The organism is Marinoscillum sp. 108 (assembly GCF_902506655.1).
Classification (GTDB): Bacteria; Bacteroidota; Bacteroidia; order Cytophagales; family Cyclobacteriaceae; genus Marinoscillum; species Marinoscillum luteum.
Map to the genome: position 1 here is coordinate 2,439,850 of NZ_LR734808.1, position 23,515 is coordinate 2,463,364.

Genomic DNA, 23,515 nt, shown 5'->3' on the forward strand with positions numbered 1-23,515 from the left:
GCATGATGACATTTTTCGATCAGGTATATCAAAAACTCTTTTCTAAGCCCGAAACCGCCAATGAGGTACTGGTCTATGAACCCATCTCGAGAAATGAGCATTACTCAGAAAGTTATGCCTTCTGGCTGCACTCTGTCAATCATAAAAGGCTTATCCGGCAAGTAGCTGAGTCATATTTACTGAAGCAAAACAATCTGGTTGGAGAACCTGATGTGCACCTGCTGTCCACCAACCTCTCCAATGGCTTTGCCATCTCCTTCAATGAAGAAATAGACAAGAAAGAGTTTCAGTTTTTCTTTGACTGGCTAGGAGAAAAAGTAGAAGCCCTGCCATATAAACGATCCAATAGCGATGTGACTATCACTGATAAGGGCAATGTGATCGAATCTAAGGAAAAGCATTACTTCAAGCCCATTCAGCAATCACAGGAAGCTCCCCTTGATCAGCAGTTTGGCAATATCCTGATCGAACACATATCCATTGATAACCGTCCAAGCTTTATCAAATTAGTGGCCAATACGTATAATGACAGAATGTATAAAAACCCTGACAGCTTTGAGTTTTTGGCCAAATATTTGTTTGAGGTTAATTGAAATTAAGAATCTAATTATGAAAATCATGAAATACGTACTTTTCGTCCTCTCCACCGTTCTTTTGGTGGGTTTGTTCTCCTTTAGCCCGGCACAGCCCGAATTACTCCCGACTAAACTTCGGATCACGGTAATTGACGGACTTGGCAACCCTGCAGAAGGTGCCACAGTGACCATTTATCTTAATGAGGATGACTACAGGAACAGTGAAAACCCCGTAGCTAAAGCCATATCTGACAACAAAGGGCGGGTTACATTCAAAGACCTGAAGCCGGTTCCTTATTTTATCGATGCCCGAAAAGGGGACATGAACAATGACTTTGAAGGAGTAAGAACAGCGGCACTCGAAGAAGGTAAACTCAACAAAGTAAACACTGTCATCGAATAGTGAATAGGGTCACCGGTTTTCTAGCCTGCCTCATATTTTTCAGCATAATCCGGGAGCCGAAACCGCTTCCGGATTATTCATTAGTACTCGATCAGCAACCATCGGCCATTGGCACTACAGAAGACCCTCAGGCCAGAGCAAATTACGAAAATCGATTGCTGGTTGACCCTTCTACAGGGCAGATTCCCAAAGACATCAGAGACCGGGAGCTCCGGTTTGCTGAGCTGCTGCTTTCCAGACAGCACAGGGCTGGTCATCATCAGCGGATGGCTGCTCAGAATTATGAACTTGCCGGCCCCTTCAATGTGGGTGGGCGCACCCGGGCGATCTCTCTCGATATTCGCAATGAAAATACCATACTCGCGGGTGGTGTTTCCGGGGGCATCTGGAAAACCACCAATGGAGGCACTGATTGGAAAAGAACCTCTGATCCGGCACTAAGAAATAGCGTGACTGCCCTTAATCAGGACCTGAGACCAGGGAAACAGGACATTTGGTACGCAGGAACGGGCGAACTTTTGGGCAACTCCGCCCGAAGTACCGCTGCCCCATACAGGGGTGCAGGCCTCTTCAAATCTACCGATGGTGGTGAAACCTGGGAAGCACTCCCCGGCACTATAGACAATGCCACCCCTAATCAGTTTAGCAGCCAGTTTCAATACATCTGGGCCATTGAAACCAACCAACTCAATCTCACCCAGGATGAAGTATTGGTAGCCGCCTATGGAGCCATCCTCAAATCATCAGATGGGGGCCAGACCTGGGGCGTGGCGCTCGGTCAGAAATTATTTGACCTGCCAGAAAACACAGACCTCAACGAATCTGATGCCCCATTTTATACCAGTTTGAGAAAAACACCTTCCGGACATTTTTTTGCTGCGATGAGCAGTGCCTCCTCCTCCAATAAGCTTTCGCCTTCAGCGGGTTTTTATTTCTCAGCTACCGGAGATCAGTGGCAGCAAATCACTCCTCCGGGTCTGGCAGCCTATCACGAGCGCACGGTGATCGGTTTTGCTGCTGACGAATCGAGTGTGTATTTCCTCACCCAGAGCGAAGAGGCCTCCCTTTGGAAACTTAATGTGACCAACATACAGAATGGAATACTCTCAGGGTCCTGGACTAACCTGACCAGCAACATACCTGCATCGGGTGGCGAATACGGTGACTTTGAGAGTCAGGGTGGCTACAACATGCTCATAGAGGTACATCCTCAGAACCCCAACCTCGTGTTTATAGGTGGTACCAACCTCTACCGATCCACCGATGGTTTTTCATCTACCAAAAACATCAAATGGATCGGAGGCTACAGCCCTGAGAACGACGCTTCAGTCTACCCCGGACATTACCCAGATCAGCATGCCCTGCTTTTTTATCCCTCAGATGAAAAAAGGATGATCTCAGCCAATGACGGTGGCATCCGGCTCACCACCAATGTCCTGGCTGACTCTGTCTCCTGGAAAAGCCTGAACAACGGGTACCTTACCTCACAGTTTTACACCATCGCCCAGCGGTTGGACAAGGACACTGATGAAATCCTGGGTGGAATGCAGGACAATGGGACGTACATGAGAGATGCTCTCGGTGAAAACCCCTCCTGGAACAGAATCCTGGGTGGAGATGGAGGCTACTGTGCCATTGCCCCCAACCGTGACTTTGTTTACGTCTCCTTCCAAAACAGCCAAATCTACCGACTCTCACTCAGCTCCACCTTCCAACTCAAATCCTTTGCACGGGTGGATCCAATAGGCGGAGGTGAACGAGAGGGTCAGGGTTATCTATTCATCAATCCTTTCATTCTGGATCCGACCAACGCCAGTCGAATGTTTTTGACTGGGGGTGATGTGATCTGGCGAAATGAAAACCTGCTGCAGGTGCCGGGTGGAAATCAAAAAAAGACCTCAGTCAACTGGTCGGAAATTAAAGATACGGAGCAGGCCTCCGGTGTGTACACGGCCATAGACAAAGCACGGGATCAGGATATTCTCTATGCTGGAATATACAGTCAAAGCCCCACCATTGTCAAAGTAGAAAATGCTTCGGACCCTACCCGGGAAAGCGTAACTTTTATGTCTCCTACCATTTTTCCTGAAAATGGTCACATCGCATGCGTCACGGTCAATCCTGAAAATGCAGATCACCTGATCGTGGTGTTTTCTAACTATGGCATCCCATCTATCTTCATGACGGTGGATGGAGGAGTGTCCTTCTCAGACATCAGCGGAAACCTGGAAGAAAACCCCGATGGCTCCGGTAGTGGTCCCAGCGTAAGGTGGGCAGAAATTGTCCCCACCACCAGTGGCATTAGCGTCTTTGTAGGCACGAGTACTGGATTGTACTCCACCACTGCCACCAATGGTGGCCAAACCATCTGGATTAAAGAAAGTGAAGACAAAATAGGCAATGCGGTGATCACGATGATTGATTATCGGGACATAGACGGTCGCCTGGTCATTGCGACACATGGCAATGGTACTTTTCAGTCGTTCCTGGAGGATACGCGCCCCTTCACCAATCAGCACTCACCCGGAGAGCAACTAACGAGTCTGCAGAATTATCCAAATCCGTTTACCAACGAAACGATGATCCGGTACTCCCTGCCGGAAAATGGTGAAGTAAAAATAGATCTTTACGATGCCTCCGGAAGATTCATCAGAAACCTGCTTTGGGGCCCACAATACGCAGGGGAAAACAGGACCATCTGGGATGGCACCAACAACTCCGGAACGCGCCTAAAGTCCGGCATATACACCTATGTGCTCCAGTTTCAGGGACAGCAGATCAGCAAGAGAATGATCTACCTTCCGAACTAACGATAGGTAATTAGCGCCAGGGCATAAGCCGCAACCATAAACCAAAATTTATAGTTCAGCAGATTGGGAATGACATTCAATTCCATCAACACCAAAGCCAAAACGATAATAACAGAAATCAATCTGAGGGTATTTCTAGTACTTTTACTCATATCTACGGTTAGTTGGTTTTTTAACAACTGGCGATGATGTTGCAATCGTAAATATATAGACCTCTCATAAGTTGTCAATAATTTTCAAGATAATTGTGCATTGAATTACCAAATGGCAGAAATAGGCACCAATATCGAACAGGCAGCAGCCCTCCTAAAGGCAGGGAAACTGGTGGCCATTCCCACGGAGACTGTATATGGTCTGGCGGGAAATGCGCTGGATGAATCTGCCATTCTGGACATCTTCAAGGTCAAAAAGCGACCCAAGTTTGACCCGTTGATTGCACACACGGATTCTCTGGAAAAAATCAAGGGAATAGTCACGCACATTCCTGACAAAGCACTCATGCTGGCAGAGGCCTTCTGGCCCGGCCCTTTGACCATTTTATTGAATAAAAAGTCACACATTCCGGACATTCTTACCTCCGGCCTTTCAGATGTGGCGGTGAGAATACCTCGTCACCCGCTTACCCATTCACTGCTTTCACAGCTGGATTTCCCACTAGCGGCACCTAGCGCCAATCCTTTTGGGTACATCTCGCCCACTTCGGCACAGCATGTTCAGGATCAGCTAGGTGCTCATATTCCGTATATACTGGATGGGGGCAGCTGCTCAGTAGGTATAGAATCCACCATTATCGGATTCAATGAACAAGAGCAACCCATCGTATACAGGCTTGGCGGGAAGAAAATAGATGATATTGAGCAAGTGGTTGGCAAAGTGAAATTACGGATCAATCACAGCTCTGACCCCATCGCACCAGGCATGCTCAAATCGCATTATGCTCCATCCAAGCGACTCATCATTGGCAACCTGACCGAACTGGTTCCCCGATTTCACAAGCGGAATTTCGGGGTGATCAGCTTCCATCAGTCATTTGATGGATTAACAGCAGACCGGCAGATTATACTTTCTAAAACCCGTAACCTGGATGAGGCCGCGCGCCAGCTCTTTGGAGCATTGCGCACCATGGATCAGAAGGATGTGGAATTTATTATTACCGAAAAATTCCCTGATATGGGTCTTGGACAAGCCATAAATGACCGCTTGAAGAGAGCTGCCACAAGATAAGTCTCCAGAAGCTTTGCTTTTTTACCCAGATCAGACAATTTAGCACTCCAAAATAAGTGGATATGAGAACCATAGATGATTTTAACTTTAGAAACAGGAAGGCACTAATCAGGGTAGACTTTAATGTACCCCTGGATGAAAACAGCCAAATTACTGACGATACACGACTAAGAGCGGCCATACCTACCATCAAGAAAATAATCGATGAGGGGGGTGCTGTTATACTGATGAGCCACTTGGGGAGACCTAAGACCGGACCAGAAGAAAAATATTCCCTTAAGCACATCGTAGCAGACCTCAGTGAAAAACTAGGTGTCAGCGTTCATTTTGCCAATGACTGTATCGGAGACGAAGCCCAGGAAAAGGCCAAAGCCCTTGGTAATGGTGAAGTGCTATTGCTAGAAAACGTACGATTCTATCCAGAGGAGACCAAAGGGGACGAAGCTTTTGCTGAGAAACTGGCCAGCCTGGGAGATATCTACGTCAATGATGCATTTGGGACCGCACACCGTGCCCATGCCTCCACGACCATTGCCGCTAAGTTTTTTGCAGATAAGTGCTGCGGCTATGTGATGCAGCAGGAACTAGTAAACGCAGAAAAAGTATTAGGTGAACCTACGCGTCCTTTTACCGCCATCATGGGTGGTGCCAAGGTCTCCGATAAGATATTGATTATCGACCGTTTGCTGGATGTAGCTGACAACCTCATCATTGGCGGAGGAATGTCCTATACCTTCTCCAAAGCAAAAGGAGGAAACATTGGTAAATCGCTTCTGGAAGCCGACAAAATGGACCTCACCAAAGAGCTGGAAGCAAAGGCAAAAGCCAAGGGAGTGAACCTTATCCTGCCTGTGGATACCGTAATTGCCGATGATTTTGATAAAGATGCAAACAAGAAGACGGTTCCGGCCGGTCAGATTCCGGACGATTGGCAAGGGTTGGACATTGGACCTGAAACCATCAAATTATTTTCTGAAACCATCAAAAACTCCAAAACCATTCTCTGGAATGGCCCAATGGGTGTTTTTGAGTTCCCTGCATTTGCTGTAGGTACTGAGGCCATCGCCAAATCTCTGGTGAGTGCCACTGAAAAAGGTGCTTTCTCATTGATCGGTGGAGGTGACTCTGCCTCGGCGATCAACAACCTAGGGTACGGAGATAAAGTGTCTTACGTAAGTACCGGCGGGGGCGCACTTTTGGAGTACATGGAAGGAAAAGTACTGCCCGGAGTAGCCGCTCTGGAGGAATAAAAATCATATCATTTAGAGATAATCAAAAAGGGTGAATGAATTATTCACCCTTTTTTTATCCGCTCGATTCTCAAAAAATCGGTACTTTTGATTCAAAGAACCCTTCTTTTTTATGGAAGAGTGGAAAGTTTGGGAAAGCGATGAGATTCGCAACAAGTTTCTGGTAAGCAGCTATGGTGAGGTTAAATCACTGTATTTTGATCCACCAAAACTCCTTAAACACTACAAAAACATGGGCTATCGGGCCATTCCCACCAGAAAAAAGGATGGGAAAAACACCCTGATATACGTGCATAAAGTAGTGGCAGAGCTCTTTGTTCCCAATCCGGAAAACCATACCCACCTCATTTTCATAGACGAAAACAAAGGAAACCCGGAGGCAGATAACCTGCGTTGGGTGGATAAGGCCACCTTCAAAGACCATATGAGCAAGTATCATAAGTCTGCTTATACTTATGATAAGGACTTCACTCCCAACAACAAGCTGACGAGAACACAGGTGGCGGTGATCAAAAAAATGATGAACGATCCCAACCGTAAAACCCGTGTAAAAATCATTGCCAAGCAATTTGGGGTCTCTGTGGGTACCATCTTCAGTATCAAACGTGGAGATTCCTGGAAGCACGTGAAAGCGGCTGGGTCCGATAAATCTTCCTCCTAGGCAATTTTCACTTCGAACAATTCCTCTTTGGTCAACCCGATCCGCTTTTGATCCATTAAGACGCGCAGAGAGGTCACCAAATCATCCAGCGCCAGTCGGCTAAATTGCTGAATAAGCTCACTCTCCTTTTTGGGGTTTTCGCGGATGAACGCCTCAATTTCGTCCAGTGGCATGCTCTGAATTTTCTTGTGCCGGTGAATACAGATATCACAGGCGCCACAATCCTGATAAGTGAGCTCATCAAAATAGCTTTGCAACATACGGGATCTGCATTTATGCTCTGAGGTAACATATTCTTCTACCTTTTTGGCTTTGGTGAGTGTGACCTCCTTGCGCCAGGCCATTTGTTTTTGGTCTATGGGCAGGTTATTAGCTTCCACCCTCGGGGTTAAGAAATTGATCCTTGGTTTGTCACTGGCTTGCTGATAGATCAGCACTTCAGCCTGGTGCAAGTATTGCAGCTGATTTCTGACCAGATCCACGGGCTCCTTCAAAAGTTTAGCCAGGTCCTCTTCCTTGATGGTCACAAAATCCGAAAACATCTCCCCGCCATAGAGTCGCATCAGTGTTTTGATCACGGGATCCATCGTTCTGTTAGCCACCTGATATTTGTACACCTCGGATTGTTCCAGGAGGAAAATCATTTTGGAGGACTCCTTAAAAGATTCATTGAGCTCTATGAGTCCCTCATCTGCCAGCTTATTCAGGGCGTGGTAGGTCTCCACCATGGGTAGATCAAACGTGCGAATAAAACCTTCATAATCAAATTCAAAGCTCGTAAAAGCACTGCTGCCTACCGCCAGCTTGAAGTGATTGGCCAGTGCCTGATAGACCTTGCGCATAAAGTCCACCGACACAGCCGCCTGCTCAGCTCTTCGCCTCAGATTGATTACATCGTTTTTGGCATAGAGCTGAATGGCATATGCCTTTCGTTCGTCCCGCCCTGCTCGGCCGGCTTCCTGGTAGTAGGCCTCCAGCGAATCCGGTAAGTCGTAATGAATAACCGTGCGCACATCTGGCTTATCAATGCCCATCCCAAAGGCATTGGTGGCCACGATCACCCTGGTTTGCCCTGAAATCCACTGGTCCTGCCGCCGGGCTCTGACATGCCCGGGAATACCGGCATGATAATAATCTGCGGAAACTCCACTGTTTCGAAGAAACTCTGCCAGCTCCCGTGTTTGTTTTCTACTGCGAACATAGACCACACTGCTCCCCGGAACATTGCGCAAGATCTCCAGCATCTTTTGCTCCTTGTTTTCCAACTCAAACACAGAGTAAGACAGATTACTCCGGGCAAAGCTCTTTTGAAAGACTCTGGGCTCATTCATCCCAAGCTTTTCCAATATATCCAGCCTGACCTGAGCGGTAGCCGATGCTGTAAGGGCGATGATTCTGGTGATTTTAAGTGTTTCTATAAAATCAGCAATCTCCAGATAAGAAGGCCGGAAGTCATACCCCCATTGTGAGATGCAATGTGCTTCGTCTATTGCAAGCAGTGAGATATTCATTTGGGCAGCCCGGGCCAAAAAAAGATCCGTCTTGATCCTTTCTGGAGAAACATATATGAACTTAATGGCCCCATATATGCAGTTATCCAGTACAATATCAATTTCCTTCAGGGACATCCCCGAATAGATGGCGGCCGCTTTGATGCCGCGTTTCTTCAGTTGTTCCACCTGATCTTTCATCAGCGCTATAAGCGGAGATACCACCACACAAACCCCCTCAAAACACAGGGCAGGCACCTGAAAACAGAGTGACTTTCCACCGCCTGTAGGAAGAAGTGCCAGCACGTGCTGACTGTCCAGCACGGCACCGATAATCTCCGCCTGCATGGGCCTGAAGGCCTCAAAGCCCCAGTATTGCTTCAATATTTCCTGTGGTCTACTCACTGATAGTTGCCAGCCGATGTTTTCTCTGGCTAAAAGGTCTTGTTTGATTCAAATCTAACTCCAAGAAGCCATCCTGCGACAAACTACGGGCCTCAATTTTCCTGTTTTCAAATATGCGCTTTGCATCACGTGTTTCATAATAATTAAAATTTGTCCCGAGGAGGGCTATTCCTGGCAGCAATCCCTCATATGAAAGCATTTCAGCATCCTTAAAGTAAATGACATCAGCCTCCAATGGATGCGTTAGTTGGTAGGTTTCCATGTGTTTCATCAGGATCACCCGTACCCCGTCCCACTGAATCAAATCGAAACAAGAATGAACCTGTACCCATTCCGAACTACTCATGAGTTGCCAGGTGTCTTCCACTTTTGGCAGCCCACTAGCCAGTCTGTTGGGGTTGATCTGAAAGGCGATCAGCTCCTTATTGGCTTCTGAGAAATCATCGATGAGCAATACCGCCTCCCTCCCATTGATCAGGTCGATGGCTGTTATCCCATCTATTTCGTAAAACACCATTCTCTTTTGGTTTTCCTGCTCAAAGGATTTGAAATGAAGCCATGTCGCCAAGGTAATGGCTGCCAACCAAGCAAGTACCATATAGTGATAGCTGTACTTCCATATAGCCAGCACGAGAAAACTCATAATTAGATATGTGAAAATGGTGTCCCAGGCATCAAAATACAGCCAATCGAAAATCGGATAGGGCAACCACTTAATACCCAGGATGAGTTCATTCACTACCCATGAAAACCCCTGTAATACAAACCCCAGAGCCTGCCCAAGAGCAGGAAGGATACTGCCGACCAGGAGCATAGAGATGCCACCACCCAGCATCAAAAAAGCCGCCGGAATAACGATGAGATTGGATACAAGAAAATAAGTGGGGAACTGATGAAAATAGACCAGCGCCAAGGGGAAAGTAGCCACTTGTGCAGCAATGGACACACAGGTAATAGACCAGACATAGTCCGTAACAATGCCCGAAAAATCCAACAGTCTGTATAAGCGGGGTTGCAAAATCACAATACCAATCACAGCCGCAAAGGATAACTGAAACCCCACTGCATAGATTACATAAGGATTATATAAAATCAGCACAAAAGCCGCCAACCCCAGGGAATTGTAAATATTAGCCCTTTGGTTAAAAGCGCTGCTGACGATAATCACCGTGAACATAGTGGAGGCCCGCATCACCGATGGGGTGAATCCGGTAATTAGGGCATAGAGCCAAATGATTGCAACAGACCCAATCGTAAACACTACATTCCCCCATCGGGTCTCCTTCCATTTCTGAAAAATGACACTCAAAATCATCACTACGATGCCTACATGCAGGCCGGATACTGCCAGCACGTGCATGGCGCCTGCCGCCGCATAAGCTGAAGTAGTCTCTTCATCGAGATAGTCTTTCACACCCAAAATCAACGCTGTAAGGATGGCACGTTCGCGCTGTTGTGGGATCCAGTCTTCGATCTTCTGCCTGGCATAGGTACGTATGCCCATTGCGTGAGCGAGTAGGGGATTTGGTGGTTCGTGCCCTATTTCCCGGACTTCAGAGGGGTCAGCGAAAGCATGGGCGTAGATCTTTTGTTTCTTCAGGTATGCTCTGTAGTCAAATTCATGCGGGTTTTTAGGTCCCTCTATTGGGAAGAAGTTTTTGTCTACTGCCACCACATCGCCATATTGCAAGTGTGTGCTGTCCTCCTGCGTCTTCTTTACATAAAGAAAAATTTTGCCGTGAGCCGCATTCAGGGAATCTGACTGAGCTACCATATGAACGGCCACCTCATACCGGTGATAATGATCCCGCTCGGTATTGTCCGAAATGACCACTCCCATAAAACCCTCTACCTTCTCAAAGGAAGAATAATGCCCGGGGACAGCAGATTCATCGGCCAGCATGGCTATCAAACCGCCCAGATACACCATCAGCAACAGGTAAACCACTCCTTTGAGAATCGGCCGCCCCAGCCAGAAAGGAATAATCAGCGCCAACAAAAAGATCATAGACATCTGTCGCCAGGGGAGCCCAGACCACAGCACACCATAGGAATCATAAAGAATAATGCCCAGGGAGAGGAAAAAGGAAATACGGATAAAAGGAAAGGCGGTCCACTTAAACATAAAATTCCTGCAAAACTGACCCAGTCAATTTCAGAAATTTTACCATATCAAACAACGGGAATTTGAGTTTATTTGATCGATTAAGACACCTTGAACATCAGATAGTGTAAAATGTCACATTCGGAAAACTGGTCACCCTTTTTCTCAAACCCAAACTTCTCATAGAGCGGCACAGCGGTGAGCTGAGCATGCAAATAGAGGTACTGACCAGATCCTTCCTTTGATCGGATATCGGCAATAACAGCCTCCACCAGTTTTGAACCGATCTGCTTACCGCGTTGGTTAGCCTTCACGGCAAAGCGCTCCAATTTGATGCCCTTTTCGGTGCGGCGCCACCTGGCCGCTCCCACCGGCTGTTCATTTTCATCGAGCGCCACAAAGTGAGTGCTGGTGGCTTCAAATTCGTCAAACTCGTCGCGAGTAGATACCTTTTGCTCAACCACAAAAACTTCCCTCCGAATGGCAAAGGCTTTTTCCTTGAGCTCTTCAGTATTTGCTGTGATTACCCGTATCATTCTTTTTCTCCCTGCTTATTGTATGCTTTCACAATTTCCTTCACCAATTTGTGCCTGACCACATCCCGGTCATCCAACTCCACAAACCCAATGTTCTTGACCTCTTTCAAAACATCCAGCGCATCTATAAGCCCCGAACGCTGATTTCTCGGCAAGTCTATCTGAGACTTGTCTCCTGTAATAATCACTTTGGACTCTGGCCCCATCCTGGTCAAGAACATCTTGATCTGCATGGGTGTGGTATTTTGCGCCTCATCCAGCAGGATATAGGCATCATTCAGCGTACGGCCTCTCATATAGGCCAGAGGCGCTATTTCGATCACCCCATTTTCACGGTAGTATCTGAGTTTTTCAGAGGGGATCATATCATTGAGTGCATCATAGATTGGTCTGAGGTAAGGATCTATTTTCTCCTTCAGGTCGCCGGGCAAAAAGCCGAGGTTCTCACCCGCCTCCACGGCCGGTCTGGTGATGATGATTTTCTTCACTTCTTTATTCTTCAGCGCACGCACAGCCAGCGCTACAGAAATGTAGGTTTTACCTGTACCCGCAGGCCCTATCGCAAACACCAAATCATTGGCATCCACGGCTTCTACAAGTGCCTTCTGATTCTTGGTTTTGGGAGAGATCTTAAAACCCCGTGTCCCAAACACCAACACATCATTAGCTCCGGCATGAGAAGAGTTATGTTGTTCCTCATTGATATAGGAGACCACATTTTCATGCGTTACCTTACCAAACTTATCGTAATGGTTCAGGAGTGAGTTGAGGATATCATTGATTTTCAGAATCTGAGGTGCGGTACCCTGAATTCGAATCTCATTGCCCCGCGAGATAATTTTACTCTCGGGAAACGCTGAAGCGATCTCTTTAATGTTTTGATTTTGGATTCCCAAAAAATCCACCAGGGAGATATTATCGAGTGTTATGACCTTTTCTAGCAAATGAATGAGTGATTTATAAGCGTTTAATTTTTGTTGCTTTTAGAATTTATATTTTTGTGTCAAAATAAAGAAATATTCCGTCGCTTGTATGGCTCTAGTCACATTTATGTCAGATTTTGGTACAGAAGACCATTACGTAGCGGCGGTAAAAGCTGTTGCCCATAAAATGGGTCCTGAGACGCACATTATTGACATTAGCCATGAAATTTATCCTTCAGACATAGGGCATGCTTCCTATGTGTTGAAGAGCGTTTTCAGGGATTTTCCAACCGGCACTGTCCACCTCTGTGCCATAGACATGAACAGTCGTGAGCCTTCCAAACTCGTAGCGGTGCAACTAGAGGAACATTATTTTGTTGGCTATGATTCCGGTCTGTTTAGTTTATTAAGTGATCAGCCCCCTACAGCCATGGTGGAGCTGAGCACCAATGACCTGAATGGCTCCACTTTCCTGGCCAAAGACCTGCTGGCTCCTGCTGCCGTGGCGCTGGCCAATGGTAAAAAAATATCCGAGCTGGGCAGGCCTTTGGACGTACTCAAGACCCTATATGCACGTCAGCTCAAAGTGACCAAGCGGGAAATCGCCGGCAACATAATCAGGGTAGACCACTATGGAAATCTCATCACCAATATCGTGCACTCGGCATTTGAGACCATCATGAAACTCAATGGTGAAAAACCGTACGAAGTGTGCTTTGGCAGGGAGCGCTCCCGCAAAATACACTCCGCCTATCATGAGGTGGAATCTGGTGAATATTTTATTCTTTTCAATAGCAATCAACAACTACAAATAGGTATTAACAAAGGCAATGCATCTGAGCTGCTAGGGCTCCACCTCGATGCGCCTGTCATTATCAACTTCCAATTATGATCACCCGTATCGTACGTATGTCCTTCACCCCGGAGAAGAAAGACGACTTCCTGGAAATCTTTCATGGCGCCAAGAAGAAAATCAGGGCCATGGAGGGGTGTCAGTACCTATCCCTACACAGAGATTACCATCACGTCAATGTCTATTATACGCTCAGCAAATGGGATTCTCAGGAGGCGCTGGATCAATATCGTGATTCTGATCTCTTCAAAACCACTTGGAAAGCCACCAGGAAATGTTTTAACGAAAAGGCACAGGCCTATTCACTAAAACAGGAAGTAGAATTGAACTAATTGGGAGGTTAGATTGATCCAAGAGGATATTCACCGATGAATTCTCAAGGTCTACCGATTAATTAATTGTCATCTCAGGGAATCCGATAATTTTACTCTCGTATAGGTTACATAGGTTATTTGTACATAGCTGGTTAAATCCCCTTCATTCATTTGTTGGGGATTTTTTTTTGCTCTAATGGCCCGTACACATAGCTACCCCATCAAAGAAATAATTCTCGTTTTTCCCCACATTACCGAAGGACAACACCATATGTTTGAAATAATTATCATTCATATGGACCTTGATACTGGCATCCATCTCCAGGAAACTATCATAGGTAAGCACCCCACCATCACTCATTTGTACCCCATTCAACACAGTAACGCTCTCTCCGGTGGATCCGTCTACAGGATTAAGAGCAAAGGCCAATTCGCCCACCTCCCGAACAGAACCAAAATGAAGGTGCGCAGGGTGTTCACCACCTTCCGTTGTATTTTGTAGTTTGATATGAAACTGCAGCTGACCGGGTGCCAACTCGCGCACGGTCACATCCCCACTCACAGGGTTATAATTTGCCCTATAAAGCAAATAAGTAGAGCTTCTCTCGGCAGTCCCTGGCTCATCACCAGTGGAGCAGGCACTCAAAATCACGAAAACAGAGAAAATCAGCAGAACATTCTTCATAACAAGGTATTTTAGTTAAGTTAACAATCATCCGGCAGTTATCATTTATTATGATTTAACAAAAACTAATAAAAACTTTTTCCGTTCTGTCATTGTCATGAATTTAACCTAATGCAAGAGCTCCTTAATTCACTCGAAGTAGAATTAGAAAAACTGATCAATGACAAGCTATATACCAGCTTCAAATCGGAGATCAGAAATGAACATTCAGACTTTGAAAGTCTGCAAAAATCCATTTTTCAAACCTACGAAAACAGTGCCGGGCTAAGCAAAGCAGAGCTCAAAGCGGAGATTCTCTCTTTGATCTCTCAATCCTGGAATGCCTCCGACGGGCAGCCTTTCAGCGAGTTTTCGGCGGGCTATTATGAAGCCGTGCAGGCATGCCTTCAGTCAATACCGGAGACACTGGAAATACCACAGGAAAAAGACCGATTCACCGCACTCAAAACAGACTCGTTCCTGCTAAAGTTGGCCAAAGGTGCTAAATCTATTGCTTTCAGGGCTTCTACAGTACTGGTTCGCACAGCCAATCTCTTCAGGAAAACAAAACAGCCGATCCACTACTGGAACCACAAGATTCCGCTCAGAGCCATTGGGGAATATTACCTTTTGGGCGAGTATATTCAATCTATTTTGGAGGTTCGCGCCAGGTATTACACCCTTTTTTCCAAAGCCTATCAGGAACTGAAAGAATGGGAAGAATCAGCAGATACCGCAGAATTTACACGGCTTGACTTTAGCCACCTCACCAAGTCATTCTCCAAAGTAAGGAAAGACCTGAAAACCGAACTGGTAAACAACCTCCACACCACCACGCAGCAACTGAGAAAAGCTGCCACCACAGTGGATACACTTGAGCACAGCCCAAACCGGTACGAAGAGAAAAACCTGATGGCACACCTCCAATCAGCAGATGGGCTATGGCAAAAAGAGGATGCTGGTTGGCATAACACTTTCGATGCTTTTTTTGAAGAATGGCGCGCTGACCTGGAGGTATTCAGACTGATTAGCCTGGCTGAATCTGACTTTGTCACCTATCAGTCGGCTCAGTCAAACAACCTGAGCGAGGACATTGGAGAAGAGCTGGAAGCGATCTTCAACTACATACATTCGGCTATCGCGGATTTGGAAAAATCGAAAGACGAAGATTTTTCGCTCACACTGAAAAAGTGCAATTATAGAGCTCAAAAAACCCTGGATCAGGAAGTGATTCCATTGCTGGTAGAGAAGCTCAGTAGCAATCAGATCATCAATGCCGTCAACCGGTTTGAGGCTGACCTGAACAGAGCCCTTGAAAATCTCACTACGGAGCGGAAAATAGCTAAGATTCCTACGGACTACCTTGCTCCTATTGCAATTGCAAATATCACAACGATTTCACCCTATGAGCTCATAGCCTTTGAGATTACCCCTACTTTCAAGTCACAGCTAGATCGCATTAAGGGAGAATTCATCGGCCAGCTGGATGAGAGCGTCACTGTGGCCAGAGACCTGGACCATATGATCACCTTTGGTCTTACAGCAGCCCTACAGCAGCTTCAGGACCATCCGGCTGCCAAAGAGGATGCTCAGAAAGTGGCAATAGAAAGCCTCCGGCGCTCTGAGGAGAGGGTGCGTGATATACAAACTGCTTTGGCAGATATCATAGACACCACTAATGAACAGCTGAGAATTGCGCTGAATGACTACATAGAATCGCTCCGACAGCTCACAGTCAACGAAAATGTGCGCGAGATCAGAATGCGCGTAATGAGAGCCAGAGCTATCCAGCAGACCGAGGCTTATAAGGCTGAGATGAAAGATTCGGCAAAAGCCTATACTTCGCAGGTTGTTGCTCATGCCAAGGCATGGCTAAACAAACTTAAGATACTTCAGCATGACCTCAGCCAGCGCTTTATACTCACTTCTAAGAAAGAGGCGGCCTCCAAAGAGGTTTCTGACTTCCTGTCCGAGTCTCAGGAGGTGATCAACGCTTTGCCCATCATCTACAGAAACCTGTATAGAATAGAGCCACTCACAGATCATGAACTTTTTGTAGGCAGGCAGCAGGAATATGACCAACTGATGGGGGCCTATGCCAACTGGGAAAAAGGAAGAATGGGCTCAGCCGTAATTATCGGTGAAAAATGGAGTGGACTGACCTCATATCTCAATTACATTCAGCATCAGTCGCCTTTCAGGTATGCGGTGAACCGGATCACCTGCGAAACAGAATCCTATGGAACTCAACAACTACTGACTTTCCTGCACGGACTGCTGGAAAATGATACAGCTGAAACTCCGATCCAGTGTGTCAGCGCGCTGAATGAAGGACCCCGACGAATTATCATTGTGGAAGACATTCAAAACCTCTACCTGAGAAAAGTAGGCGGTTTTGCAAGGCTAAAAGACCTGCTAGAGCTGATCAGCCATACCTCCAAAAACATCTTCTGGATAGCCACAAGTACGTTGTATACCTGGAACTACTTTCAGAAGACCCTCAATGTTCAGGATGTATTCAGCTACCACATCAAACTGCAGCCCCCTACCGCGGTGGAGCTGAGTAACATTGTAGCCAAGCGAAATCGCATCAGTGGTTACAAGATTCTATTTGATCCGTCTGAAGATGATCTAAAGTCCAAGAAATTTAAAAATCTAAGCGAAGCAGATCAGCAAGCCACTTTGAAGGGGCGCTTTTTCAAAAAACTGATAGATTTCTCCGAAAGCAATATCAGCATGGCCCTGATGTTCTGGTTGCTCTCTACTAAATCTGTTGACCAAAATGGCATTGTCATCGGTGATTTCAGAAAGCCCGATCTCGGTTTTTTGATGGCTTTTGATATCGGAAAAGTCCTGGCACTACATCAACTGATTCTGCACGACGGGCTCACGCTCAATCAATTTACCATCGTCAATAGGTCTTCTCATCAATCAGCCTTCCTCATGCTATCCATGATGCTCGAAGATGGTATACTGATTTTTAAAAATGACATCTACACGGTGAACCCGCTGGTATATAGAAGCGTCATCAGCCTCCTCAAAGCTAAAAACCTGATCTACTAAAATGAGACTATTTATCTACCTCAGCTTATTATTCTTCGCACTTTGCCTGACAACTTCGGCATATGCACAAGACAGTCTGGCAGTGGATACTGGTGACACGTCTACCCTGATGATTCAAGTGGAAAATGCCGCTGCCAGAACCAATGTAAGGGACGAAGCACCCAATCTGTCCGAAATTTTCTCCATGGCCAAAATTTTCTGGGCACTGGTATTTCTGCTTTCAGGCTACATAGGCATTAGAGTTATCTCCAAAATACTGGAAATACTGGCGGAGCGAAGCGCGCAGTATCGGATCACCCTGAAAGGATTGATCCCGGTCGTACGCATTCTTGGCTGGATCCTGGTGTTGTTCATTATTGTAGCTGGGATTTTTCAGCCTCCGGCAACTACCATATTGGCGCTATCCGCCTCCGTGGGTGTTGCTGTTGGTTTTGCCTCACAGGACATTCTCAAAAACATCTTTGGTGGAGTGATGATCCTTTTTGATAGACCTTTTCAGGTAGGAGATAAAATTGAGGTGGGCTCTTACTATGGTGAAGTGACTCAGATAGGGCTGCGCTCTACCCGCGTGGTTACACCGGATGATTCACTGGTCTCTATTCCCAATAGCGAAATCATGAACGGATCGGTATCCAACTCCAATGCCGGAGAAGCCAACTGCCAGGTAGTAGCTGAAATTTACCTTCCCATCACTATAGATACGGTGCGTGTTCGGGAAATCGCCACCCAGGCAGCTCAGGTGAGCAAGTATGTGTACCTGGCCAAACCCATTGCAGTACTCTTCTTCAATGAAGTGAAAGACCGAAAGTCCTTTCTAAAAATGAGACTAAAGGCTTATGTAATGGACATCCGCAGTGAATTTGCCTTCAAAAGTGAAATGACAGAGATTGTCATCAAAGCGCTCATTGATGAGCAATTGATCAACGACAAGGACTTTAACTAAAATGCAATACATTTTAGACTTTCTTCGAAGCACAACTGGCAGCAAACTGATTCAGGTGGTCATTGTATTGACCATAGTCTTTTTCGTGGTAAAAATGCTGCAAAAAGGGCTTAATAAGTACATCAAGAATAGCACTACCCGATATCAGGCCAGAAAAGTAGTATCCTTTTTGGGCTACATCCTGGCCCTGCTCGCGCTGATGCTCATCTACAACTATAAGTTCTCAAACCTTACCCTGGCCCTGGGGGTAGCAGGAGCAGGCATTGCTTTTGCCCTGCAGGAGGTGATTGTGAGCATAGCCGGATTTTTGGCGATCCTTTTTGGTAATTTCTATAAAATAGGAGACCGGGTAAAACTCGGTGGTATCAAAGGGGATGTAGTGGACATTGGCATACTGAGAACCACACTCATGGAGATAGGAGACTGGGTAAATGGCGACTTATACAATGGTAAAATGGTTCGTGTGGCCAACAGTTTTATTTTCAAAGAACCTGTTTTTAATTACTCGGGAGACTTCCCTTTCCTCTGGGACGAGATCGGCATCCCACTCAAGCACAGTAGCGACCATCAACTAGCCCGACAGCTCATGCTGGACATCACCACCGATCTGGTGAAAGAATTCACTTTGGAGACCAAGACCCAATGGAATAAACTCACCGACCAACTCTATGTGGAAAATGCCCAAATAGACCCTATGGTTACCATGGCCTTTGATGAAAACTGGATCACTTTTACCATCCGCTATGTGGTGGATTTCAAACGACGAAGAATCACAAAAGATCAGCTCTACACACGAATTCTGGAAACTATTGACCTCCATAAGGACAAGTTCTTCATAGCCTCCGCAGCTTTTGAAGTGACTCATATGAATGAACCAGTTAAGCAGTAGACTTTGTCCATCACCCTTTCTGACCTTTGATAGAAATCTGTATTTCCACGTGCAGGGCATTGGTTAAATTACCTGAAATCAACAATCCCGAATGGAATGACATACAAAACAATGAACATCACCAAAGCACTTTTTGCTTTGGTTGCGCTGGCGGCTATTAGTTGCCAGGGCACCAAGGAGACCCAGGCCCCAGTCTCTGACAATGTGCTTTTACAACCATGGACTGGTCCATATGGCGGCCTGCCTGCTTTTGATCGAATGAGCCTGACCGATCTGAAACCAGCGCTGGAGCAGGGTATGGAGGCCAATCTGGCTGAAATAGAGGCCATCGCCAACAACCCCGAAGCACCTACTTTTGAGAATACCATTGTGGCCATGGAGCGATCAGGCAATGACCTGGGCCGGGTGTATTCTTACTACGGCATCTGGAGTAGCAATGTCTCATCTCCGGAGTTTAGAGAAATACAGGCAGAAATGGCCCCTAAGCTTTCCGAGTTTAACTCTAAAATCACCCAAAACGAAAAGCTTTTCGCCAGGATCAAAGCCGTATATGAAGCTTCTAAAAAGGATCCTCTTCCTGCAGATCAGCAGCGTGTAGTAGACCTTACTTACACCAGTTTTGCCATGAATGGTGCCGAGCTGGATGAAGCCTCAAAGGCGCGCTATGCTGCCATCAACAAAGAACTTTCCTCCCTTCACACCAGCTTTTCAAACAACATCCTGGCCGATGAAGAAGGATACGTCACCTACCTCTCTGCTGACCAGCTGAGTGGATTGCCAGAGTCATTTGTAAAGGCTGCAGCCAAAGCCGCAACAGACAGAGGCAAAGATGGAATGTACGCGGTGACCAATACGCGATCCTCCATGGATCCATTCCTCACCTACTCTGATGAGCGGGAGCTGCGTGAAAAAGTATGGAACATCTACTACTCCCGTGGAGACAACGGAGACGAGCATGATAACAACAAGCTTATAACAGAAATCCTCAAACTTCGAAACGAGCGTGTAGGACTCCTTGGCTTTGATAACTACGCCCAATGGAGACTGCAGGACCGCATGGCTAAAACCCCTGAGAATGCCATGGCAATGATGGAAGCCGTATGGCCAGCCGCCATTGCCCGAGTAGCAGAAGAAGTGGCCGATATGCAGGCAGTAGCTGATGCCAATGGAGACCAGGTGACCATTGAGCCATGGGACTATCGCTACTATGCAGAAAAAGTGAGGAAGAAAAAATACGATTTGGACTCCGACGAGGTAAAACAATACCTGCAGCTGGACAAGCTTCGGGAAGCTATGTTTTTCGTAGCGGGTGAGTTATTCAATTTTCAGTTTACCCCCATCGACTCGGGAGTAGTGCCTGTGTTCCATGCAGACGTGAAAGTTTGGGAAGTGGCTGATAAAACTTCTGGTAAACTCATTGGGCTTTGGTACCTCGATCCTTTTGCCAGGCAAGGCAAGCGCTCAGGTGCCTGGGCAACCACCTATCGCAGTTATGATTCTTTTGATGGTGAGAAAACTGTGCTCGCCTCCAATAACTCTAACTTCATCAAGCCTGCTCCGGGCGAGCCGGTGCTGGTATCGTGGGATGATGCTGAGACCTTCTTTCATGAATTCGGGCATGCGCTACACTTCCTTTCTTCCAATGTGAAGTACCCCACACTCAACAGTGGTGTGCGTGACTATACCGAGTTTCAGTCTCAGCTACTGGAAAGGTGGCTGGCCACTGACGAGGTGATCAACAATTACCTGGTGCATTACAAAACCGGAGCACCTATCCCTCAGGAGCTGGTGGCGAAAATCAAAAAGGCTTCCACCTTCAACCAGGGGTTTGGCACCACAGAATACCTGGCGTCAGCGCTCATGGACATGTACTACCACACCACTGACCCTACCAACCTGGATCCGGACACATTTGAAAGAGAAACGTTGGCGAAGCTGAAAATGCCAAAGGAGCTGGTGATGCGCCATCGCTCTCCACACTTCGGCCATGTCTTCTCTGGTGAGGGCTATGCCACGGCCTATTATGGATATATGTGGGCAGATGTGCTCACCGCAGATGCCGGCGAAGCTTTCCAGGAGGCTCCGGGTGGGTTTTATGACAAAGATCTGGCAGGTAAACTGGTGAAATACCTCTTTGCTCCACGCAACTCTATGGACCCGGCAGAGGCCTACAGGCTATTCCGAGGCAGGGATGCAGACATCAAAGCGCTGATGCGTGACCGGGGATTTCCGGTAACGGATATGTAAAATAAGAAAGGCCCTTGCGGGCCTTTTTTTATACTTTTAGAACTGCATCAAAACCACCGTTTTATTCTCATGTAAAGCGCCATGATCATAGCCACTCCCACCATGGCACCAATTGTCAGAGGATAGCCCCACTGAGAGTTGAGCTCCGGCATGTACCGAAAGTTCATTCCATAAACACCCGCTAAAAAAGTGAGGGGGATAAAAATAGCTGACACTACGATGAGGGTTTTCATCACCCGGTTCATCTCACTGTTTTGATTGGATCGGTGCAAGTCCATCAGGTCTTTCAGCATCTCCCGTGAAGTCTCAAACGAGGTAATCAGATAAAGCAGGTGGTCGGCCACATCCTGAAAGTAATTGATGGAGCTCTTCTGAATAAAATGATCCGCTTCCACCCGCATCTTATTGAGCGCATCGCGCATCGGTACGGTGTACTTCCTCAGAATATTAATGTCTTTTTTAATTTCAATCACCTGCTGCATGACGTCATAGGAAGGGTCTGCAAGTGATCGGGCTTCCAGTTGCTCTATCCTGGTTCGGAGGGTTTCCATGATTTGCAGATAATGATCCACCACGGCATCCAGAATATGATAAAACAGGTAATCTTCTTTATACTTTCTAATCAAACCTTTGGACAGCTGGATACGCTTACGCAACTCATTGAAAGCATCCCCTGGGAGGCCTTCCTGGAAGGTGATCACCAGGCTTTTGCACATCACCACACTCAGGTGCTCCTCCATGATCTGATCCTCGTCTGCATCGAAACTGAGCATCTTGGTGCTGAAAAACAGATGATCATCGAAGAGTTCAAACTTGGGCAGTTGGTCAGTGTTGAGGATGTCTTCGGCAATGAGGTGGTGGATATTAAAGAGCCCTGCCGTATCATCCACATACGTCTGGCTGGTAATCTCCACATCAATCCAGTTGATAAAATCTTCCTTCACCAGAGTAGCCGCCTCCGAAGGGCTCAGGTTCTCCTTTGTGAGATACCCGGGATCATTATATTGGATGAGCGTGAGCAAGGCGATCTATTATTTTCAAGAAAGAAACTACCCTCGCATGACCAGGTAGGCCAGGTAGGCTGCATAAGTCAGCACGAAGATCGTTCCCATAACTCTGCCAATACTGGCTTTCCTCCCAATCACAATGGCCACAATGAGTAGAGTACTCGATGCAATCACCATCAGTATATCGGAGTTCGAGACCACATCAAATGGCAAAGGACGAATGACGGAACTTAGTCCCAGGATCCATAGGATGTTGAAGATATTGGATCCTACCACATTACCAACTGCCATATCTGACTGCCCTTTTTTGGCGGCCACCGCAGAGGTTACCAGCTCAGGAAGGGAAGTACCAACGGCCACCACGGTCAGACCAATGAAAGTTTCAGATAACCCAAAAAACAGGGCAATTTCGAAGGCTCCATCCACTACCCATTTTCCGCCTAAAAACAATGCCAGCGAGCCTATGACAATATAAGCGATGGAGCGACCCTTCGGGAGGGTGCTGATGGTCTGCGCAGAAGCCGCTTCTTCCTGAATGCTCTGCTTGGACTTGGACACTACATAAATATAGGTCATGAAAAGAGCGAAGAAAAACAAGAGAATGGAACCATCGTAACGACTCAGTGTGAGCCCCTTCACATCTACAAACAAATTGGCATTCGCCAAAAAGCCAACCATCACAGTAGCAAACAAAGAAATGGGAACTTCAGTAAAATAGATACTCTTCTGAATAGTTAAAGGCCGGATCATGGCCGCCACCCCCAGGATGAGGAGTACGTTGGCAATGTTGCTCCCAAGAATATTTCCAATGGCCAGCTCAGAACTCCCGTCAAAGCTGGCGAGCAGGTTAACGATAAGCTCAGGCATACTGGTACCGAATGACACAATGGTCAGCCCGATGACCAACTCCGGAATGTTGTTTCTTTTGGCCAGAGACGAGGCCCCTTCCACCAGAAAATCTGCACCTTTAATAAGCAGCACAAAACCGATCAAAAACAAGAAGTAAATCATAAATCTCCGAAGTGTTAAGTCAATCGTTAAAACCGCTAAAAATAAGAATTTACTTTGATTCTATTGACTTTTTTTTCAGACGTACGGGTTACTTCGGATCAAGCAATATTTATGTGGGGTATGACTATAAAGATATTTTGCAA

20 protein-coding genes are annotated in these 23,515 nt (G+C 46.6%); 12 read left to right on the plus strand and 8 right to left on the minus strand.

Annotation, left to right across the window (positions count from 1 at the left end; all coding sequences use genetic code 11):
- Positions 1–2: 2 nt before the first annotated feature.
- The 3 genes from GV030_RS09740 to GV030_RS09750 are packed head-to-tail and all read left to right on the plus strand — an operon-like array spanning position 3 to position 3,788.
- A complete protein-coding gene (locus GV030_RS09740; protein WP_159582123.1) occupies positions 3–593 on the plus strand; it encodes a hypothetical protein in 591 nt (196 codons plus the stop codon).
- Positions 594–618: 25 nt separating this feature from the next.
- A complete protein-coding gene (locus GV030_RS09745) occupies positions 619–978 on the plus strand; it encodes a carboxypeptidase-like regulatory domain-containing protein (protein WP_159582124.1) in 360 nt (119 codons plus the stop codon).
- Positions 978–3,788, plus strand: a complete 2,811-nt coding sequence (locus tag GV030_RS09750; RefSeq protein ID WP_159582125.1) for a FlgD immunoglobulin-like domain containing protein — start codon at positions 978–980, stop codon at positions 3,786–3,788. Before GV030_RS09745 ends, GV030_RS09750 begins: the two co-directional genes overlap by 1 nt.
- Here the strand turns inward: GV030_RS09750 and GV030_RS09755 are convergent.
- Positions 3,785–3,940: a hypothetical protein gene (locus tag GV030_RS09755; RefSeq protein WP_159582126.1), complete on the minus strand. Its 156-nt coding sequence runs from the start codon at positions 3,938–3,940 to the stop codon at positions 3,785–3,787. The genes GV030_RS09750 and GV030_RS09755 overlap by 4 nt on opposite strands.
- A 112-nt stretch (positions 3,941–4,052) precedes the next feature.
- Here GV030_RS09755 and GV030_RS09760 point away from each other — a divergent pair, with 112 nt between their 5' ends.
- From GV030_RS09760 to GV030_RS09770, 3 genes are all read left to right on the plus strand, one after another.
- Complete coding sequence (locus tag GV030_RS09760) at positions 4,053–5,012, plus strand: L-threonylcarbamoyladenylate synthase (protein ID WP_159582127.1); 960 nt, start codon at positions 4,053–4,055, stop codon at positions 5,010–5,012.
- 62 nt (positions 5,013–5,074) lie between these two features.
- A complete protein-coding gene (gene pgk / locus GV030_RS09765; RefSeq protein WP_159582128.1) occupies positions 5,075–6,262 on the plus strand; it encodes a phosphoglycerate kinase in 1,188 nt (395 codons plus the stop codon).
- A 112-nt stretch (positions 6,263–6,374) separates the two neighbouring features.
- Positions 6,375–6,923 (plus strand): HNH endonuclease, encoded by a 549-nt coding sequence (locus tag GV030_RS09770; protein ID WP_159582129.1) that lies wholly within the window; start codon positions 6,375–6,377, stop codon positions 6,921–6,923.
- Here the strand turns inward: GV030_RS09770 and GV030_RS09775 are convergent.
- From GV030_RS09775 to GV030_RS09790, 4 genes are all read right to left on the minus strand, one after another.
- Positions 6,920–8,818 (minus strand): ATP-dependent DNA helicase RecQ, encoded by a 1,899-nt coding sequence (locus GV030_RS09775; protein ID WP_255465293.1) that lies wholly within the window; start codon positions 8,816–8,818, stop codon positions 6,920–6,922. The genes GV030_RS09770 and GV030_RS09775 overlap by 4 nt on opposite strands.
- Entirely contained in the window at positions 8,811–10,943 is a 2,133-nt protein-coding gene (locus tag GV030_RS09780; protein WP_159582130.1) for a ComEC/Rec2 family competence protein, read from the minus strand. The genes GV030_RS09775 and GV030_RS09780 overlap by 8 nt, the downstream gene beginning before the upstream one ends.
- Positions 10,944–11,023: 80 nt before the next feature.
- The gene (locus tag GV030_RS09785; RefSeq protein WP_159582131.1) at positions 11,024–11,458 is read right to left on the minus strand and encodes a GNAT family N-acetyltransferase; all 435 of its coding nucleotides are present in this window, start codon (positions 11,456–11,458) and stop codon (positions 11,024–11,026) included.
- Complete coding sequence (locus GV030_RS09790; RefSeq protein ID WP_159582132.1) at positions 11,455–12,402, minus strand: PhoH family protein; 948 nt, start codon at positions 12,400–12,402, stop codon at positions 11,455–11,457. Before GV030_RS09790 ends, GV030_RS09785 begins: the two co-directional genes overlap by 4 nt.
- Before the next feature lie 88 nt (positions 12,403–12,490).
- Here GV030_RS09790 and GV030_RS09795 point away from each other — a divergent pair, with 88 nt between their 5' ends.
- Complete coding sequence (locus tag GV030_RS09795) at positions 12,491–13,273, plus strand: S-adenosyl-l-methionine hydroxide adenosyltransferase family protein (RefSeq protein ID WP_159582133.1); 783 nt, start codon at positions 12,491–12,493, stop codon at positions 13,271–13,273.
- Positions 13,270–13,566, plus strand: a complete 297-nt coding sequence (locus tag GV030_RS09800; protein ID WP_159582134.1) for a putative quinol monooxygenase — start codon at positions 13,270–13,272, stop codon at positions 13,564–13,566. Before GV030_RS09795 ends, GV030_RS09800 begins: the two co-directional genes overlap by 4 nt.
- Before the next feature lie 175 nt (positions 13,567–13,741).
- On the opposite strand, the gene GV030_RS09805 is transcribed toward GV030_RS09800, so the two are convergent.
- The gene (locus tag GV030_RS09805) at positions 13,742–14,233 is read right to left on the minus strand and encodes a hypothetical protein (protein ID WP_159582135.1); all 492 of its coding nucleotides are present in this window, start codon (positions 14,231–14,233) and stop codon (positions 13,742–13,744) included.
- A gap of 111 nt (positions 14,234–14,344) precedes the next feature.
- Here GV030_RS09805 and GV030_RS09810 point away from each other — a divergent pair, with 111 nt between their 5' ends.
- The 4 genes from GV030_RS09810 to GV030_RS09825 all read left to right on the plus strand — a co-directional run bounded on the left by GV030_RS09810 (position 14,345) and on the right by GV030_RS09825 (position 21,354).
- A complete protein-coding gene (locus tag GV030_RS09810) occupies positions 14,345–17,275 on the plus strand; it encodes a hypothetical protein (protein ID WP_159582136.1) in 2,931 nt (976 codons plus the stop codon).
- Position 17,276: 1 nt separating this feature from the next.
- Positions 17,277–18,218 (plus strand): mechanosensitive ion channel family protein, encoded by a 942-nt coding sequence (locus tag GV030_RS09815; protein WP_159582137.1) that lies wholly within the window; start codon positions 17,277–17,279, stop codon positions 18,216–18,218.
- 1 nt (position 18,219) lies between these two features.
- Positions 18,220–19,107, plus strand: a complete 888-nt coding sequence (locus GV030_RS09820; protein ID WP_159582138.1) for a mechanosensitive ion channel family protein — start codon at positions 18,220–18,222, stop codon at positions 19,105–19,107.
- Positions 19,108–19,203: 96 nt separating this feature from the next.
- Complete coding sequence (locus GV030_RS09825) at positions 19,204–21,354, plus strand: M3 family metallopeptidase (protein ID WP_159582139.1); 2,151 nt, start codon at positions 19,204–19,206, stop codon at positions 21,352–21,354.
- A 47-nt stretch (positions 21,355–21,401) separates the two neighbouring features.
- Here the strand turns inward: GV030_RS09825 and corA are convergent, their stop codons facing one another.
- The gene (gene corA, locus GV030_RS09830; RefSeq protein WP_159582140.1) at positions 21,402–22,376 is read right to left on the minus strand and encodes a magnesium/cobalt transporter CorA; all 975 of its coding nucleotides are present in this window, start codon (positions 22,374–22,376) and stop codon (positions 21,402–21,404) included.
- A 27-nt stretch (positions 22,377–22,403) separates the two neighbouring features.
- Positions 22,404–23,372 (minus strand): calcium/sodium antiporter, encoded by a 969-nt coding sequence (locus tag GV030_RS09835; protein ID WP_159582141.1) that lies wholly within the window; start codon positions 23,370–23,372, stop codon positions 22,404–22,406.
- Positions 23,373–23,515: the final 143 nt, after the last annotated feature.

Coding starts and splice junctions, on each gene's coding strand:
- GV030_RS09825 (WP_159582139.1), top strand. CDS start 19,204: ATGACATACAAAACAATGAACATCACCAAAGCACTTTTTGCTTTGGTT.
- GV030_RS09820 (WP_159582138.1), top strand. CDS start 18,220: ATGCAATACATTTTAGACTTTCTTCGAAGCACAACTGGCAGCAAACTG.
- GV030_RS09785 (WP_159582131.1), bottom strand. CDS start 11,458: ATGATACGGGTAATCACAGCAAATACTGAAGAGCTCAAGGAAAAAGCC.
- GV030_RS09755 (WP_159582126.1), bottom strand. CDS start 3,940: ATGAGTAAAAGTACTAGAAATACCCTCAGATTGATTTCTGTTATTATC.
- pgk (WP_159582128.1), top strand. CDS start 5,075: ATGAGAACCATAGATGATTTTAACTTTAGAAACAGGAAGGCACTAATC.
- GV030_RS09810 (WP_159582136.1), top strand. CDS start 14,345: ATGCAAGAGCTCCTTAATTCACTCGAAGTAGAATTAGAAAAACTGATC.
- GV030_RS09800 (WP_159582134.1), top strand. CDS start 13,270: ATGATCACCCGTATCGTACGTATGTCCTTCACCCCGGAGAAGAAAGAC.
- GV030_RS09770 (WP_159582129.1), top strand. CDS start 6,375: ATGGAAGAGTGGAAAGTTTGGGAAAGCGATGAGATTCGCAACAAGTTT.
- GV030_RS09795 (WP_159582133.1), top strand. CDS start 12,491: ATGGCTCTAGTCACATTTATGTCAGATTTTGGTACAGAAGACCATTAC.
- GV030_RS09780 (WP_159582130.1), bottom strand. CDS start 10,943: ATGTTTAAGTGGACCGCCTTTCCTTTTATCCGTATTTCCTTTTTCCTC.
- GV030_RS09760 (WP_159582127.1), top strand. CDS start 4,053: ATGGCAGAAATAGGCACCAATATCGAACAGGCAGCAGCCCTCCTAAAG.
- GV030_RS09815 (WP_159582137.1), top strand. CDS start 17,277: ATGAGACTATTTATCTACCTCAGCTTATTATTCTTCGCACTTTGCCTG.
- GV030_RS09740 (WP_159582123.1), top strand. CDS start 3: ATGATGACATTTTTCGATCAGGTATATCAAAAACTCTTTTCTAAGCCC.
- GV030_RS09835 (WP_159582141.1), bottom strand. CDS start 23,372: ATGATTTACTTCTTGTTTTTGATCGGTTTTGTGCTGCTTATTAAAGGT.
- GV030_RS09745 (WP_159582124.1), top strand. CDS start 619: ATGAAATACGTACTTTTCGTCCTCTCCACCGTTCTTTTGGTGGGTTTG.
- GV030_RS09805 (WP_159582135.1), bottom strand. CDS start 14,233: ATGAAGAATGTTCTGCTGATTTTCTCTGTTTTCGTGATTTTGAGTGCC.